This window comes from Novipirellula galeiformis (assembly GCF_007860095.1).
GTDB classification, from domain to species: domain Bacteria; phylum Planctomycetota; class Planctomycetia; order Pirellulales; family Pirellulaceae; genus Novipirellula; species Novipirellula galeiformis.
Genome location: NZ_SJPT01000001.1, coordinates 674,115 through 691,601, shown reverse-complemented (window position 1 = coordinate 691,601; position 17,487 = coordinate 674,115). Strand labels below are relative to the sequence as shown.

Annotated in this window: 13 protein-coding genes; 9 read left to right on the top strand and 4 right to left on the bottom strand. The window is 55.7% G+C overall.

Annotation, left to right across the window (positions count from 1 at the left end):
- The first annotated feature begins 9 nt into the window (after positions 1–9).
- Positions 10–777, top strand: coding sequence for a ThuA domain-containing protein (locus tag Pla52o_RS02375; protein WP_146592966.1), 768 nt, complete (start codon positions 10–12; stop codon positions 775–777).
- A gap of 134 nt (positions 778–911) precedes the next feature.
- On the opposite strand, the gene Pla52o_RS02370 is transcribed toward Pla52o_RS02375, so the two are convergent.
- From Pla52o_RS02370 to Pla52o_RS02360, 3 genes are all read right to left on the bottom strand, one after another.
- Positions 912–1,337 carry a TadE family protein gene (locus tag Pla52o_RS02370; protein ID WP_146592965.1) on the bottom strand — a complete coding sequence of 142 codons (426 nt, stop codon included), beginning with the start codon at positions 1,335–1,337 and terminating at the stop codon, positions 912–914.
- Positions 1,338–1,362: 25 nt separating this feature from the next.
- A complete protein-coding gene (locus tag Pla52o_RS02365; RefSeq protein ID WP_231612035.1) occupies positions 1,363–2,544 on the bottom strand; it encodes a TadG family pilus assembly protein in 1,182 nt (393 codons plus the stop codon).
- Between the two features lie 73 nt (positions 2,545–2,617).
- Complete coding sequence (locus Pla52o_RS02360; RefSeq protein WP_146592964.1) at positions 2,618–3,235, bottom strand: hypothetical protein; 618 nt, start codon at positions 3,233–3,235, stop codon at positions 2,618–2,620.
- 286 nt (positions 3,236–3,521) lie between these two features.
- Between Pla52o_RS02360 and Pla52o_RS02355 the strand changes: the two genes are divergently transcribed.
- The 8 genes from Pla52o_RS02355 to Pla52o_RS02320 all read left to right on the top strand — a co-directional run bounded on the left by Pla52o_RS02355 (position 3,522) and on the right by Pla52o_RS02320 (position 16,614).
- Positions 3,522–4,622 carry a DUF4261 domain-containing protein gene (locus Pla52o_RS02355; protein WP_146592963.1) on the top strand — a complete coding sequence of 367 codons (1,101 nt, stop codon included), beginning with the start codon at positions 3,522–3,524 and terminating at the stop codon, positions 4,620–4,622.
- 303 nt (positions 4,623–4,925) lie between these two features.
- The gene (locus Pla52o_RS02350; protein WP_197168949.1) at positions 4,926–5,891 is read left to right on the top strand and encodes a UbiA family prenyltransferase; all 966 of its coding nucleotides are present in this window, start codon (positions 4,926–4,928) and stop codon (positions 5,889–5,891) included.
- Positions 5,892–5,978: 87 nt separating this feature from the next.
- Positions 5,979–7,415 carry a DUF58 domain-containing protein gene (locus Pla52o_RS02345; RefSeq protein ID WP_146592961.1) on the top strand — a complete coding sequence of 479 codons (1,437 nt, stop codon included), beginning with the start codon at positions 5,979–5,981 and terminating at the stop codon, positions 7,413–7,415.
- 373 nt (positions 7,416–7,788) lie between these two features.
- A complete protein-coding gene (locus Pla52o_RS02340; RefSeq protein WP_146592960.1) occupies positions 7,789–8,061 on the top strand; it encodes a hypothetical protein in 273 nt (90 codons plus the stop codon).
- Between the two features lie 136 nt (positions 8,062–8,197).
- Positions 8,198–9,169, top strand: coding sequence for a LysR family transcriptional regulator (locus tag Pla52o_RS02335; RefSeq protein WP_146592959.1), 972 nt, complete (start codon positions 8,198–8,200; stop codon positions 9,167–9,169).
- 135 nt (positions 9,170–9,304) lie between these two features.
- The gene (gltB, locus tag Pla52o_RS02330) at positions 9,305–13,933 is read left to right on the top strand and encodes a glutamate synthase large subunit (RefSeq protein WP_146592958.1); all 4,629 of its coding nucleotides are present in this window, start codon (positions 9,305–9,307) and stop codon (positions 13,931–13,933) included.
- 117 nt (positions 13,934–14,050) lie between these two features.
- Complete coding sequence (locus Pla52o_RS02325; protein ID WP_146592957.1) at positions 14,051–15,553, top strand: glutamate synthase subunit beta; 1,503 nt, start codon at positions 14,051–14,053, stop codon at positions 15,551–15,553.
- A 200-nt stretch (positions 15,554–15,753) separates the two neighbouring features.
- Positions 15,754–16,614 carry a class I SAM-dependent methyltransferase gene (locus tag Pla52o_RS02320; RefSeq protein ID WP_146592956.1) on the top strand — a complete coding sequence of 287 codons (861 nt, stop codon included), beginning with the start codon at positions 15,754–15,756 and terminating at the stop codon, positions 16,612–16,614.
- A 99-nt stretch (positions 16,615–16,713) separates the two neighbouring features.
- Here Pla52o_RS02320 and Pla52o_RS02315 read toward each other — a convergent pair whose 3' ends face one another.
- The gene (locus Pla52o_RS02315; protein WP_197168948.1) at positions 16,714–17,355 is read right to left on the bottom strand and encodes a response regulator transcription factor; all 642 of its coding nucleotides are present in this window, start codon (positions 17,353–17,355) and stop codon (positions 16,714–16,716) included.
- Between the last annotated feature and the right edge of the window lie 132 nt (positions 17,356–17,487).

Below are 17,487 nucleotides of genomic sequence, written 5' to 3'. Positions count from 1 at the left end.
GCCTTTGCCTTGAAAACGCCCATCCTTTCGCTCTTGCTTTGTCTCGCGACACAATTGACGGTCGCCCCATTCCCCGCAACCGCCGCCGAACCCGACTCCGAGACGTCGATCAAGATACTGCTTGTCACGGGAGGTTGTTGCCACGATTACGACTTTCAAACCAAGTCCATGCAACTGGCCTTTAAAGCACGAGGCATCGCCGCGAATTGGACCGTCGTGAACGACGGTGGCAATGGGACCGATGCCGAAATCGAGCTCTACCAAAACCCACAATGGTCCGCAGGCTTCGATGTCGTGATCCACAATGAATGCTTTGCTGCGACGACCAACCCCGACTACATCCGCAGCATTACGAAGTCGCATCACGCCGGAACCAACGCGGTCGTGATCCACTGTGCGATGCACACGTATCGCGATGCCAAGATTGATGATTGGCGAGAATTCCTAGGCGTCACCAGCCGCCGCCATGAACACCAAAGCCATTACGCCGTCGACGTGGTTGCCGCCGAACACGCGATCATGAAAGGGTTCCCCGCCGGCTACAAAACAGCCATGGACGAGTTGTATGTGATCGAAAAGACATGGCCCAACACCACGGTACTCGCGACCAGCAAGAGTGAAAAGAGCGACCAAGCTCACCCGGTTTTCTGGACAAACCAATATGGCAAGGCACGCGTCTTTGGCACCACCTATGGCCACTCGAACGAGACGTTCGAAGATGCGGTTTACCTCGACACGATCGTCAAAGGCACGCTGTGGGCAGCCGGAAAGATGTGAGATGCAAGATGTGAGCTAACACAATTGCATTAGAGCCATTTGAGAAATGACGCAGGTTAAAAAAAACGTAGCTACGTTCGCCAGAACGTGGTCCACCGTCTGGTGACGGTAGCGACATCAAAGATAAAAATGCGCTAGTTCGTGCTCTCGCGACGCATTGATGACTCGGCAACGATCTGGGTCGCGTCCAGATTTAAAAACCCTGGGACCCAGGTGATCGATGAAATGTCAATCGCAACGCGAACGGTGACAATGCCACTGGGCGTTGACGTCTGGATCGAAGCCGGGACGGTTACAACGGTCGCGTTTTGAATCCCCATCAAGGCTAGTTCGTCATTCACTCGGTCGACGACCTCGCTTGTCGTTGCCGTCGGACGCACTGCGATTCGCGCCCCTTCGCGCGTCGCATGCGTGGCCGTTTGTTTGACCAACATCATTCGCCCCAGTTCGACCAAGCCGAACGTAAAGGCGATCATCAACGGTGCGACCAAGGCGAACTCGACTGCGGATGCCGCCAGCCGTGTCGCCTTTTTCTTTCGTCGGTAAGTTTTGTGAATCATGATTCGTAGATTTTCTGAACGAGTGTCACTGAACCAACATCACGGGAGTGTATAGATACGAACTATGCGTAACTGCGGAGGAATCCACGATCGCGTGGCGTGCCACCGCTTTGGCAGGTTGGATGATGACACGCTTCTGCGACATTTTGCCGGTTAGCTTGACCTCCAAAATTCGTACGCCTTCGAACCTCACGATCGTGTACATCGCATTGTTTCCGTTGCCGGTAACGGTGGTGTAAATCGGGATGATGCGAACCTTACCAATGATCGAGGCCAGCTCATCTTTGACCCCGGCACTGATCCCCGTATCACCGTTGAGCTTTAGCTCCCCATTGGAGTCGAATTTGAGCGGCTTGCCCAAGTCGATGAAATCTTGCTTGGAAATCCCATGCAGAATTTGACGTGACAAATCCTTGGTGCTGTTGTTGCTGCCACCGATATCAACCGTTCCGCGGTTACCGGGCGATCCCGTGCCTTGGGGATAAAGATTGGTTTCGCAAAGCCCATCGGAACCGGAATGGACCGACCCATTGCTGAACGCAAAACTGTCATCGGTAGCGCCCGCAAGCACGGCGAGCCAGCTCGGAAGATCAAGTGCAAACGGTAGAATATCAATCGTTTCGTCACTCGTGCCTGGCTCGTTGAACCCCGAGATAGAATTAAACATCGCGGCGGTTGCCGTGGCATGCAGCGATTGGCTTTGCCGTCCGGTCACGTCACCAAAAAACAGCGGCAGCTCGCCGTTGCCACCACCTTGCAATCGCAACGTGACCCGAGCTGCGTTGTAACTAGACGGATCGGATGTGCTCCAAGCTTGATCGGGCGAGTAGGTTCCAAGCTCGACATCCCCCGATGAAAATTCAGGGGCCTGTTGGCCGACAAAGTTCCGGCTCGCGATGCTATTGGCGGCTTGCCTTGCACTGGCTTGCATCGCACCTTCGGAGGCTCCCGAAACTTGTTGATCAAACAGTTCCCAACATGCGGCCATTGCCGAAGCGTCAGCGGATCGCTGCAACTCGGCTTCAGCGACGCGAATGTGCCCCATATCAATCGTGACGGCCATCAAGGCCACCAGGCTTACAGTCAAAATCAAGCCGAACACTGCCGCAGCGCCGCGACGTCTGCGTGCTGGCATTCGGCGACGAGGCGGGGTGACCTTCCCTCCCGTTTTCAACGAAACATGTCGCTTGGATTGTAAAGGTTGCATGAGCAGACCTCCCTGATTTCACAGTGATTGAGGAATTACGATTTGAGAGTGGCAAGCAAGATGACAAACCGCACTAGGGATGCCGGTTCACTGGCACCGGAATGACGGTCCCGTCCACGTAGAAAACACGTACTTCGATTAGCGTGATGGAATCCACTCGATTTGCTCCCAATCCGATATCCACCGCATCCAAGCTTTTCTGCGGATGGTACTGAGACAGCCCTGACAAAGCGTCGGAATTCATTCGGACTAGAAACTCAGGACCTCCGAACTCTCCCCACTGGTTGGAGTGCCCGTTCTTAATTGCAAATAGAGTCCCCCCCTCGACCGCTGCCAGGACGCTGGTCCAGCGAACACGATCATCGTCGGCGGCCAACGCGGCCCGCGTCTCGCTCCGAGCACTGCTCAGGACTTGGTCATTCTCAACCGCGGCGACTCGAAAACCGCCGCCGGAAAAATCGGCGTCGACCGCGTGATTGAACTGCAGCTGAAAGTAACGGTTTGGATCATTCGTGGGAGTGGTGAAAAAAGTGACTTGTGGCGAGTGACGGGCAGGGTCGGGTTCGTTGAGCACCATCTCCCAGTCTTCTTCGATCTTAGAAATTGCCACCTCCTCGGCATAACTATTCGCCGCCAAAGAGAGCGTTAGCAAGAGAATCCCCCCGATCATGGTCTGTGCAAATCGCATCATCGTTCTGTTCTCATAAAAGGCATCACTTTGTAGAACCCAATTGACGCTCTCGTCACATTCACCATGGTCTCGCGATTCACAAAACGCCCCATGACTTTGCGTCCCGAAACTTGCGATCGGACTGTCTTTGTCGGGTGAGCTAATTCAGTAGAAAAGCAGACGAGCGAGAGAGAGTGATTAGGCAATTAAACGCTATGCCGACTTCGCGAAAGAAATCGGAATATTGCGGCCATAATTTGAAGACTTCCACCCTCCCCCCCGCAATTCGGATTGAGTTGAACCGGTTATGACGAATCTCCGGCTGCCCCAGCTTCGCAAAAAAACGATTTCCGCTCGCGGCAGTGAAATTCAAGCGACCGCACGTTTAACGGTGGCCTACGCCCAATTCCCATCGTTTCTGATAGAATCCCCGCTCAATATCGAATACCTATCTGATAAACAGAGACTGGGAATGTCCAAAGGCTTTTACACACAAACATTTGTCGTGCTGATGCGCGAAGCGGTCTCCATCGAGTCCGTCGCCACAATTCTTGGCGATTTCTCTCCTTCGGATCCCCAACCTGCGGCCGCGGATGTCTTCACCTGCGGCCCGTCGATCCAGTTGGATATCGATGACCAAGACGAGGGAAAAGTCGTGGTCGATGTGGTCGACCAACTGTGGCCGGATGACCCGACGACCGCGGCAGACCCGAGCCGGATCGCCCGAGCGTATCAAGAAGGCCAATTCGGTCCGTTCACGGCCCCCGAATCCCTGCAGCGCGCGACGCAACAATCATGGAACTGGGAAGCGGGAAGAACAGCGACCAAATTGCACCAAGCGTTTATACGCGTTCGCTGTAGCTACGCGCTCGACGGCAAAGCCACGCCTCCGAACCTGCCCGAGAACTACGATCCGTACAATGAACTCGCGTTCATGACCGAAGTGGTCGGGATGCTGTTGGAATTGCCCGAAGCGATCTGTTACTTCAACCCTGGCGGCGAAGCCCTCTGCGACCTCAACGTGCTCACCGAATGCGCCGAGTTCTCGGTCGAACATTCGCTGCCGCCCGTCGAATTGTGGGCCAACATGCGTTTCTTTGAAGTCGACCCGCAATGGTCGGTGATGGACACGGTGGGGCACGTCCAACTTGACATCCCCGATGTGGAAGGCTGCTTTCGACCGCAAGATTACGACGCTGCCGAAGTCGAAAACTTCCTGCGCGACGTCGGTATCTACTTGCTGCAAAATGGAGAGGTCATCAAAGACGGCGAAACCTCCGAGGGCCCCGGCGACATTCTTTGGAAAGCTCACGTTCGCGAGAGCGCCCTGAACGGACCTCGCCGACGAGTGCTTCGCTGGTTCGCCGACGATGGCGAGCTCATCCCCAAAAGTCTGTTGCGAAAGTAGCGCAGTAGCAACGAATCGTCACCGCACTTTCCTGGCCAGCGCCGGGGAAGGGCGTAAATTGAATTTTTCGACGAGATTTTCGGGGAGAGCATTACACTCTCAACGACTCACTTCGATCAAATGATGATCCGCACGACATCCAAAGCGAAACGGGGCAGGGGAGAGCAGGGCAGGGCAATTCGGTGGGTTCCCATGCCGGTCCACCACACGCTGTCCCGATGATCGCCTTGGGGATATCATCCATGTTGCTGCAAGCCGCAATGTGCTTGCGACGAACGCACCCTCCACACGGAATTGAATCCTTTGACCGCCGAAACACAACAATCCAGCCGCCTGGTTGCCTGGGCCCAATTGGTTCGGTTGCCGAATGTCTTTACCGTCATCGCCGATGTTTCCGCCGCGTTCCTGATTGCCGCTCACGGCCCATCGCCCGCTACCCGGTGGATCTGCGTACTCGCCGCCGGGATCTCGCTGTATTGGGCAGGCATGATCTTGAATGATGTTTTTGACATTGAACGCGATCGTGCCGAGCGAGCGAAACGCCCGTTGCCTGCGGGGCGAATCTCGCTCACCGCCGCTCGCACCGCCGGCTGGGCGATGCTGGTCTTAGGAGTCATTTTGGGATCGCTTAGTGGATACCTGCCCGCAGAAAACGTCGGCACCACTTGGCTTCCCGCCGCGATCGCAATCGTGCTAGCGGTGATGATCGTGGCCTACGATGGACCGCTGAAAAAAACACCGCTCGCCCCCGCCGCGATGGGAGCCTGTCGCGTGCTCAGTTTCTTACTCGGGGCGTCCCCCGTGATCGTGGTACAGCCCGACGGCCCCTTCATCCCGCTGCATCTCGTTGCGATCGCACTGGGGTTTGGCATCTACATCACCGGGATCACCACGATGGCTCGCGAGGAAGCCGCCGGCGGCAACGATACCAATTTGAAAGTCGGGCTGAGCTTGTTGATCATTGGCTTGTTCACTTTAGCGTTTGCACCACAGCAAGCTCCCGCAGGCTTCCCCAACTTCATCCGCACTCCGTTTGCCTTTCCGCTGTTGATCGCCATGATCGCCTATCCGGTCGTCCTCCGCGGTATCCGCTGTGTCCGTCACGCGACCCCAACGAATGTGCAATCCACGATCCGCTCAGGGATTTTGACCATCATCCCGCTGGCGGCCGCAATCGCACTGCTTGGCGCAGGCCCGGTGTGGGGGCTCGCCATTTTTGCCTTGGTCATTCCCGCGCTCGGCTTGGCGTCGGCGTTTCGAGTGACCTAGCACCGATCCCCCGCGGCGAGTGGATTGATTACAATTCAACCACACTCTGTTCCGCCTCAAAAACCGTGAACCCAGGCCCGTCTGTTCGTGAACGACGCAATCACTCAAGTTGCTAAAGACGAGTTTCAGTGGCTGACGCAAATCCCTTGGCTATTCCTCAGCCTGATTGCGTTACCGTTGATTGTGGCGTCTTGGCGAGCCAAGATTTATCCGACACGGTGGTGGGTCGGTCTTCTTGGCAGCTCGATTGTCTTTAGCTTGATCACCGTTTTCGTTCCCGCGATGATCATCGCCGTGGGGCTGATCGACGGCATCATCCTGATCGCTGCGGTGCTCGACTTCTTGCTCGTCTACTTCGCGACAAACCATGGCATCCGAGCGACACGAAGCTTGCCTCGCACTTGCTCACTTGGCGTTCCTGTGGCCAGTGAAATCACGATCGAAAACGAGACGCCGCTGACACTCACCGGCGCGGCTTGTGATGACTTGCCGGAGCACTTCACGGCGACCCCCGAACAACATGCACTGCGATTGCCACCGCGTGGACGGATGACCGCTCATCGCAAACTGACTCCCGGGCGACGAGGCGCATTCGAACTTGAACGTGTCTACCTCCGCTTCTTCAGCCCTCTGAAACTCTGGAATCGACATCTGCAAATTGAAGTGCATGATCGGCTAAACGTTTATCCGGATATGAAACAATTGTCGGACTACGCGTTACTAGCGCGTACCAACCGCTTGAGCTTGATCGGTGTCCGTCGAACAAGGCGAATTGGCCAAGACAGTGACTTCGAACGCCTTCGCGATTACAGCCGCGACGACAACTATCGGCACATCGATTGGCGCAGCACGGCGCGACGCCACAAGCTAACCGTGCGGCAATTCCAGAGCGACCAAAGCCAACGCGTCATCTTTTTGCTCGATTGCGGGCGCATGATGACAAACGAACAAAACGGTTACTCGCTGTTAGACCATGCGTTGAATGCGGTCCTGATGATGGCCTACGTCGCCCTCCATCAAGGCGACGCGGTCGGCATGCTCTGCTTTTCCGATACGATTCACGCCTACATCCCGCCGCGTGGTGGCAGCAGCCAAATGAATCGCTTGATTCAAGCAGGCTTCGATCAATTCCCGCGTTTAGTCGAGTCACGCTACGACCAAGCGTTCCTGTATCTCTCGACGCATTGCAAACGCCGATCCTTGGTCGTGCTGGCGACCAATGTCATCGATGAGGTCAACGCTAGCGTGGTGGTCGATTACCTATCGAACATCAATGGACAACATCTTCCGCTGGGCGTGCTGCTTCGCGACCGCGAGATGTTTGATGCCGCCGACGCTCCGTCGAACGACGACCGTTTCCAAATGTATCGCGCCGCAGCGGCCGCCGACATCTTGCTGTGGCGACATCAGGTGCTCAAGGATCTCCAGCACCGCGGTGTGTTGTGTGTCGATGCATTTCCCGACGAGCTGACCGCACCGTTGGTGAATCAATACCTCGACATCAAAGCCAAACACTTGCTGTAACGGCCAATCGATCTGCCCCGAACGACTTCCGACGCCGTGGAATCACCGGTCGGTTTGCGCCGCTACGGCACAGCCGGTTCCAGCATCGTGGACGTTGCCCCCCCCTGAACTCGATCTACCCTGCACTCGATCTACCCTGCACTCGATCTTTCTGGGACTCGATGTCTCTGGGACTCGATCTCTCCGGGCCCCGCCCCCCGCCTGGTTGCATTACGCTCGCCATGCTGCTCGCCGAGCGCCAGACTTACCATCTAGGGAAAGCTTTCCGACTCTGAGTGCTGTAAAGCCGCATTTGATATCATTGATGTTGAAGGCTTAGATCCGCCGAATAAGGACCGATGTACTTCGGATCCTCTCAACGGACAAAGTGGATATGTGGCGTTCAATCTTTATTGCCCTTGGCATCATGGCGGTCATCATCGGCGTGGAGTGTCTGCTGATCGATTCGGCAACAATTTACCAGGGCGAATCGGCAAAAGTGGTCAACATGGCAGACCCATCCGGGGTAATGGCAAGCCCTCCGAAAGTGTTCCGGCCGAAAGACTGGATGCCCTGGTCGCTGCTTAGCGGTGGGATCCTCACCATTGTCTACACGTATTTGATTCCGATTCGCTACGCCCGCTGGCGGCAATCGCCGGGTCAGTAATTTTCGCTGGCATTTTCCGTGGTTTTGTGAGCGATCAAAGTCTTGACGAAGTTCGGGACGATATTTACCTTGCATTAACCCGGCTACCAACAGAGTGCCGCATTATTAGGAATACTTATTTAACACGAATTTCAAGTTGCACCTCCGAAACCTCGAATTGTTCTGTAGCGTCGCCGAAGAACGCAGCTTTTCCAAAGCTGCGGCGGAGTACGATTTGACGCAGAGTGCGGTCAGCCAAGCGATGCAACAGCTGGAAGACTCCCTCCGCGTCCAGCTCATCGATCGTTCCAAACGCCCCCTCGTTCTGACCGCTGCCGGACAAACCTATGTACGCGGACTGCGCGATGTGTTGCGTCAACTTCAACGTCTCGAATCCGAGGTCGTTTCCATTGGCGGCATGCTCAGCGGCCAATTAAAGATTGGCACGATCTATTCCGTGGGCCTGAGTTATTTGCCACAGGCCAGCGAGCAATTCGCCGCCATGCACTGCGACGTGGACGTCAAGCTCGAGTTCGGCTCGGTGGAAAGGGTTGTCGAGATGACGGCCGACGGCGAGGTCGACTTTGGCTTGGTTAGCTTTCCCCGCAACACCAAGACGTTGCAGAGCGTGATGTGGCAACAGGAACCGATGCGTTTGGTTTGTGCATTGGAACACCCCTTTGCGTCCTGCACCAATCTTTCCCTTGATGCGTTGCAAGGCATTGCGATGGTCGGATTTGATCGCACCTTGACGTTGCGAAAAGAGATCGACCAATACCTTCTCAAAGCGGGCGTCACCGTCGACACCCGCATGGAATTCGACAACGCCGATTCCTTGATCCGAGCCATCCAGGCAAGCCGTGGCGTGGGGATTGTCCCTGAGGCTGCGGTGCGTCGCGAGACGGCCAGTGGTTCATTGAAAGAGGTGGCGTGTCATGGGCTACGGATGACCCGGCCGCTTGGCGTGATTTATCGTCGACGAGGACAATTGAGCCAAGCAGCGATTGAGTATAGCTCCTTGCTTCTGGGGCGAAAAATGGAGACGGGTAAACGAAAGCCGGGCAGCGAAAAACCGGCCGAAGAAGACCCTATTCCCGATCTCAAAAACAACTCATCGATTGGCGTTTGAATCCGCCGAGTTTCAAAGCCAACCCTGGTTCACAGCCAATCGAATCTCTTACAACGGCTTTGCCTCCTTGCGTTCGATGAACGCGACGCTCGGATGCCACCTCTCATTTAAACTTGCGAAACGAAAAGACTGGATATGACTCTTCACCCCGATCAAAAGACCCCGCTCCGAAACAACTCGCTCCCACAGCCACAGTCGGTCACAAAACAGGTTGCCGATTTCCATCTTCCTCCGGCTCAAGGCTTGTACGATCCGAGCCATGAGAAGGATTCATGTGGTGTAGGCTTCATCGCGCACATCAAAGGAAAGCCGAGCCACCAAATCGTGCTCGACGCGGACACGATTTTGCAAGCGATGGACCATCGTGGTGCATGTGGTTGCGAACCCAACACCGGCGATGGTTCGGGGATCATGGTGGGGTTGCCTCACGCATTTTTGAAGAAAGCGGCCAAGCAAGATTTGGGCGTCGATTTGCCCGCCGCGGGACAATACGCCGCTGGGCTGGTCTTCCTGCCGAAGGATGCCGGGGAGCGAAAAACGTGCAAAGACACCGTTGAAAAATTGATTGCCGAAGCGGGCCAAAAATTCATCGGCTGGAGAACCGTACCGCAACGTCCCGATGTGGCGGATGTCGGCCCAACCGCGCGGCGCAGTGAACCGGTCATCGAACAACTCTTCGTGGGCGCCAACGATGGACTGAGCGACGATGCGTTTGACCGCAAACTGTACATGATTCACAAGCAAGCCAGTAAGCTGCGGGCCGACGAATCGCTCAAACAAGCGATGATGTTCTACATTTGTTCGCTGAGTACCAAAGTCATCATCTACAAGGGCATGCTCACACCGGCGCAAGTGCTGCCCTATTATCCTGATTTGCAGGACGAGGACTTTGAGACTCATTTGGCGATGGTGCACAGTCGTTTTTCGACCAACACGTTCCCCAGTTGGGACCGCGCTCAACCGCTGCGTTTCATGAGCCACAACGGTGAAATCAATACGCTACGTGGCAATTCCAATTGGATGCGTGCTCGCCAGGGTTCCGCGAAGAGCGAATTATTTGGCGAGGATCTAAGCAAATTGTTCCCGGTGGTGGAACCGCATTGCAGCGATTCGGGCACCTTCGACAACGTGCTTGAGTTTTTGTTGATGAACGGCCGTACGTTGCAAGAGGCGATCATGATGATGGTCCCCGAGGCGTGGCAAAAGCATGAAACGATGCCCGAAGACAAACGGGCGTTCTACGAGTACTTCTCCTGCTTGATGGAACCTTGGGATGGCCCCGCATCGATTGCCTTTACCGATGGGCATTACATCGGCGCCACGCTGGACCGCAACGGTCTGCGTCCAAGTCGCTACTACATCACCCACGATGACCGTGTGATCATGGCCAGCGAGGTTGGCGTGCTGCCGCTGGATCCTGCGATCGTCAAAGAAAAAGGGCGTCTGCAACCAGGGAAAATGTTCTTGGTGGATTTCGCCGAAGGTCGACTGATCCCCGACGAAGAACTGAAGAGTACATTCGCAAAGAAAATGCCTTACGGCGATTGGCTCAAAGAGAATCGCATTCGCTTGTCGGACTTGCACCCCGAAGCGGAAGCACACGGTTTCGATAGCGAGACACTGCTGCCTCGCATGCAAGCGTTTGGCTACACGCTCGAAACGCTCAACTTCATGTTACGCCCCTTGGTGGAACAACTTCGCGACCCCGTCGGATCGATGGGGAACGACAGCGCATTGGCGTGTTTGAGTGACAAGCCGCGAATGATCTACGATTACTTCAAGCAATTATTTGCACAGGTCACCAATCCTGCGATCGATTCGATCCGCGAAGAAGTGATCATGTCGTTGGAGTGCTATATCGGGCCGGAACAAAACCTGCTTGATGCGAGTCCCGAGCATTGCCATCGCTTGCTTGTCGAGCATCCGATTTTGACGAACGAAGAAATCGCGGCGATCAAACACATCGATCACGAAGGCTGGCATAGTCGCGTGATCGACATCACGTTTGACCGCAGCGAAGGCAAAGCGGGTTTGCAAGCGACGCTCGCGCGAATCGCTCAAGAAGCCGAAGCGGCGGCGGACCAAGGAATTCAACTCGTCGTGCTGAGTGATCGCGCAGTCAGCCATGACCGCGTGCCGGTCAGCGCCCTGTTGGCGGTCGGTGCCGTGCATCATCACTTGGTCAAGCAAGCCAAACGAACTCGAATTGGATTGGTGCTGGAAACCGGTGAAGCTCGCGAAGTGCATCACCATTGTTTGCTGATCGGCTACGGTGCCGATGCCATCAATCCTTACTTGGCGTTCGAGGCCCTTTGGCAAGCCCGCCGCGATGGCTTCATGGACCCCACGCTAGACGACGACAAGATTGTCGCAGCTTATCGCAAGGGGGTCGCCAAGGGCATGCTCAAGGTGATGGCGAAAATGGGGATCAGCACACTGCAGAGCTACAAAGGGGCCCAGATCTTCGAAGCGCTCGGCTTGAAGGACGAGATCATTGCAACCTGCTTCGTGGGAACGGCCAGCCGTATCCAAGGAGTCTCGTTCGACATTTTGGGCGAAGAAACGATGCGACGTCATCACCTCGGCTACCCTGAACGCAATGCCAAACCTCTGCCGCAATTGCCCAACATGGGCGAGTACCATTGGCGCGCCGAAGGGGAAAAACACGCCTGGAATCCTCAGTCGATCGCATCGCTACAGGTCGCGGCACGAACCAATAACGAAGATGCGTATTGGAAATTTGCTCACGGGGTCAACGAAGACAATCGCAATCGATGCGCCCTGCGTGGCTTGCTGGGATTCCAAGAAGGAGTCGCCGGTGAAGCGATCCCCTTAGATGAAGTGCAACCGGCAAGTGAAATCGTTAAACGCTTTTGCACTGGAGCGATGAGTTTTGGCAGCATCAGTGCCGAATCGCATGAAACGCTAGCGGTCGCGATGAACCGCCTCGGTGGGAAAAGCAATACTGGGGAAGGCGGTGAAGACCCGGTTCGCTTCACCACGATGGACAATGGCGATTCGAAGCGTTCGGCGATCAAGCAAATCGCCTCGGGACGCTTTGGCGTCACGATCGAATATTTGACGAACGCCGACGAGCTTCAAATCAAGATTTCGCAAGGTGCCAAGCCTGGCGAAGGGGGCGAGTTGCCCGGCAAGAAGGTCGATAAGAACATCGCTCGGATTCGTTACAGCACGCCTGGGGTGGGTTTGATCAGCCCGCCGCCTCACCATGACATTTACTCGATCGAGGATTTGGCTCAACTGATCCACGATCTGAAGAACGCCAACCGAGCCGCTCGCATTAGCGTCAAGCTCGTCAGCGAAGTGGGCGTCGGAGTGATTGCATCCGGAGTTGCCAAGGCACACGCCGATCACATTTTGATCGCTGGCGACACCGGAGGCACGGGCGCTTCACCATTGACGAGTATCAAACATGCCGGTTTGCCGTGGGAATTGGGGATCGCCGAAACTCATCAAGTCTTGGTGCTCAATGACTTGCGAAGTCGCGTGGTCTTGCAAACCGATGGCGGTCTAAAGACAGGCCGTGATGTGGTAATCGCGGCATTGTTGGGGGCCGAAGAGTTCGGTTTCGCGACCGCGCCGTTGATCACACTGGGATGCATCATGATGCGTAAGTGCCACTTGAACACTTGCCCGGTTGGGATCGCGACTCAGGATCCTGAACTGCGAGCCAAGTTCACGGGCAAGCCAGAGCATGTCGTGAACTACTTGTTCATGGTCGCCGAGGAAGCTCGACGGATCATGGCAAAGCTTGGCTTCCGTACGATCGACGAAATGGTCGGACGCACCGATTGTCTGAAAACCGAAGAAGCGATCCGTCACTGGAAGATGGACGGTCTCGATTTGACGCCAATTTTGCAACCGGCAAACAAGCCGCATGCGAATGTCGATGTCCGCTGCACCCGTGCTCAAGATCATGGACTGGAAAAGTCGCTTGACATGATGGTGTTACTCGAAGCGGCGATGCCCGCGATTGAGAACGGCACGAAGGTCAAGATCGAATCACCGATCATCAACATCAATCGCACCGTCGGCACGATCCTCAGCAACGAAGTCGCCAAGCGATATGGCCAAGCGGGGCTGCCCGATGACACGATCCACCTGTCGCTCAAGGGTTCGGCTGGACAAAGTCTCGGCGCGTTCCTGTCGCACGGGATCACGATCGAGCTCGAAGGCGACGCAAACGATTACGTCGGCAAGGGACTCTCCGGTGGCCGAATCGTGGTTTATCCGCCGAAGCAAAGCAGCTTCACCGCCGAGGACAACATCCTAGTGGGTAACGTTTGCTTGTACGGGGCGACCGGTGGCGAAGCGTTTTTACGCGGCCGAGCGGCCGAGCGTTTTGCGGTCCGCAATAGCGGCGCCAACACGGTGGTCGAAGGCGTCGGCGACCACGGGTGTGAATACATGACCGGTGGACGCGTGGTCGTGCTTGGGACCACGGGGCGCAACTTTGCTGCCGGGATGTCCGGTGGGATCGCCTACGTTTGGGACAAGAAGGGCGACTTCAATTTGAACTGCAACCTAGCAACGGTGGAACTTGAGTCGATCGAAGGCGACCAGGAACAAGCCGAGGTCAAGGCCTTGATTCAATTGCACTATGACCACACGCAAAGTGCGGCTGCGAAGCGAGCGTTGGACGATTGGCCGACGTTCTTAAACCAGTGCGTCAAGGTGATGCCACGAGACTACAAACGGGTCTTGAAGGAAATGCAGGCTCAAACGGCCGCTGCCGCCTCGTAACCCGCTGACCCTTTTCCTGCGGCCATCCCCATGGCCGCAGGACTCCCACCGGGGCCGCTGAATTTTGCAGCCCCGCTTTACCGAACAACCAAACCAAGACAAGAACGAGACATCGCGATGGGAAAGCCAACTGGATTCAAAGAGTTTGATCGCAAAAAAGTGGCCTGGCGTTTGCCCGTGGTACGCCTGGGCGACTACGACGAAATCTACACCGATCCTGAGACCGAACAACTGCAAGAACAGGGTGCGAGGTGTATGGATTGCGGCGTGCCGTTTTGTCAATCCACCACCGGTTGTCCGATCGACAACTTGATTCCTGAGTGGAATGACTTGGTCTACAACGACCGCTGGAAAGATGCGAACGAGCGGCTGCACAAGACCAACAACTTTCCGGAGTTCACCGGGCGTGTCTGTCCGGCTCCGTGTGAAGGCGCCTGTGTGCTGGGGATCACCAATCCTCCGGTCACGATCAAAAACATCGAAAACGCGGTCGTCGATCACGCTTGGAGCAAAGGCTGGATTCGCCCCACCCCGCCCAAGTCGCGGACGGGTAAAAAGGTGGCCATCGTCGGTAGCGGGCCTGCTGGCTTGACCGCGGCAGACCAGTTGAACCAAGCGGGCCATCTCGTCACGGTCTACGAGCGTGCCGACCGCGTTGGCGGACTGCTGCAATACGGAATCCCCAACATGAAGCTATCGAAGGAGGTCATCCAGCGTCGAATCGACAAGATGACCGCCGAGGGGATCGAGTTTGTTACCGGCGTGAACGTCGGAGAGGATATCGACCCGAAAGAGTTGACCAACGATTTCGACGCCTTGCTGTTGGCGTGTGGTGCAACCAAGCCACGCGATTTGCCGATTGCCAATCGCGATGCGAGCGGCGTTCACTTCGCCATGGAATTCTTGACGGCCAACACCAAGCACAAGGTTCACGGCGATTCGCTTGGCGATTCGTTTATCAACGCCGAAGGCAAAGATGTCATCGTGATTGGCGGTGGAGACACCGGCACCGACTGTATCGGAACGAGTCTCCGACACGGTTGCCGTAGCTTGGTGAACTTTGAATTATTGCCGCAACCTCCGGAGGACCGCGCTCCGGACAACCCATGGCCCGAATGGCCGCGCGTCTTCCGTGTCGACTATGGCCATGAAGAATGCTCCGCCAAGTTCGGGCGTGACCCTCGCGAGTACGAAATCCTCAGCAAGGAATTTTTGCTCGATGATGCCGGTAACTTACGTGGCATCAAGACCGTTCAAGTGGCTTGGACCAAAGGGGACGATGGCGGTTGGAAGATGGCCGAGGTCGAAGGCAGCGAAAAGGAATGGCCAGCACAATTGATCCTGCTGGCAATGGGCTTCTTGGGACCGGAGCAATACATCGCCAAATCGCTTGGAGTCGAAGTCGACCCACGCAGCAATTTCCAAGCGACGCATGGCAAGTTTGCCACCAGCATCGAAGGAGTTTTTGCTGCTGGAGATTGTCGTCGCGGGCAAAGCTTGGTGGTCTGGGCGATCAATGAAGGGCGGGGTGCCGCGCGTGCGATCGACATCTACCTAGAAGGTTCGAGCGAGTTACCGGCCCCCGGTACCACCATGGGTACATCCATGGAAGTCAGTTAAGCACGCTCACGGGCTCTCACCAAGCTCGTCATTCGCCAACGGCTTGTCGCGTACACGAGCAAGGGTCTTGAGCACCGTTGCAACGCCACAAGCCGTAGGAACGGCGAATTCTGCGCAAGTGCCCGTTTCATTGTGATCAGGCGTGGTTTACTCTGAACGCTCTAAACCCCTTTCGCCCCCAATGAATTTGATCCCCCCTCATGGGAAAATCGAAAACGAATAACGCGGCCCCCAAAAAGTCGTCTGCAACAAACGCCAAGCCCACCTTGGCCGAAACCGCGGACAAGTTCGACTGCTACCAAAAATCAGTGCAAACCCCTGAGCACGAAGTCGAGTTCTTCGAACACGCTTATCGCGACGCCTATGGCAAGAAGCCCTACACACTGCGTGAAGACTTTTGCGGCACGTTTGCGGTCTGTTGCCACTGGGTTCAATCCGATCCCAAGCGAACCGCGGTCGGGGTAGACCTCTGTAGCGAAACACTTGCCTGGGGACGCGAACATAATCTTGCGTCACTCGACCCAGCGGAGCAAAGCCGCGTGAAGTTGATCGAGCAAGATGTGCGGAAACGCAACCGCCCCCAAGTCGACGTGCTCGCGGCGCAAAACTTTTCCTTCTGGCTATTCAAGACGCGGGCCGAAGTCATCGCCTACTTCAAAACCGCACGCGCGAACTTGAAGAGCGAGGGAGTGATGGTGATGGACATGATGGGCGGCGGCGATTGCTACACGGAAGGACAAGTCGACAAACGTGTCATCAAGAAAGGCCGCAAAGGATTTCGCTACGAATGGAAACAAGCTTCGTTTAATCCCATCAACGCGGACGCGAGCTTTTACATCAGCTTTAAGTTCAAGGATGGCAGCAAGCTCAAGCGAGCGTTCGAGTACCATTGGCGATTCTGGACGATCCCCGAAGTCCGTGAGATGCTCGTCGAAGCCGGCTTCAGCGAAAATCACGTCTATTGGGAAATCGAAGATGACAGCGAGGAATCGAGCTGGGAACGCTCTGAAAACGCCTCGAGCGATCCAAGCTGGATCTGTTACATCGTCGCGATCAAATAGTGAGACCGCGCGGCGTTGTCAGCGAGCGTTCAAGCGCCGGGACCGCTGTGCCGTTAATAGCGGCGATGGCGAGCAGGAAAACCGGTTCCCGTTTCCGCGTTAGTCGATGAACCCGACTCGAACCGCTTTCACAGCAGCGTCGGTTCGATCGTTGGCACCAAGTTTTCGCAAAATGTTTTGAACGTGCTCCTTCACGGTCTCGACACTGATCATCAACGACTTGGCAATCTCTTTATTGCTGAGCCCCAACGCGATGTGCAGCAGCACCTGGGACTCGCGGTTGGTCAGCGGCCAATCACAAGCGAACTGTGTCAGATCGACTTGATTGAGCATCTTTTCACGAATCTGGTGAAACCGTCCTTCCGGAACGGCCCCCTGAGAGTGGATGGCGCGTAACACCGCGTCAATCACCCCCTGACGCTCGGTATTCTTTAAAACGTAATCATTAGCGCCCAAGGCCGCCGCGCGGGCGATATAGGTCGGGTTATCGTAGCCACTAAGCACGACAACCGGCACATCCGATTCGGATTGACGAATTTTCTCAAGCAGTTCGAGCCCGTCCATCTCGGGCATTCGGATATCGATAATCACCGCCGCAAATGACTGTTGAGAAAGCAGTTCAAAGGCGTCCACTGAAATGCTGGTGCTCACGTCGAAACTCGTGGATTCCCCGTTAAACAGGTACTCCAAACCACAGCGCACCGCCTCGTGATCGTCGACAACCAGTAATTTTTGGGACATTCGCGTTTCCAAAACGGGCAATAAATCGTGAACCTGCTGTAAACCATGTAGTGTTGACGATTGTTCACTGTTTGCAAAACCAGTGCTAGCCCACATTAACACCTAAAGTATTGTTAACAAAGCACTTGCAGT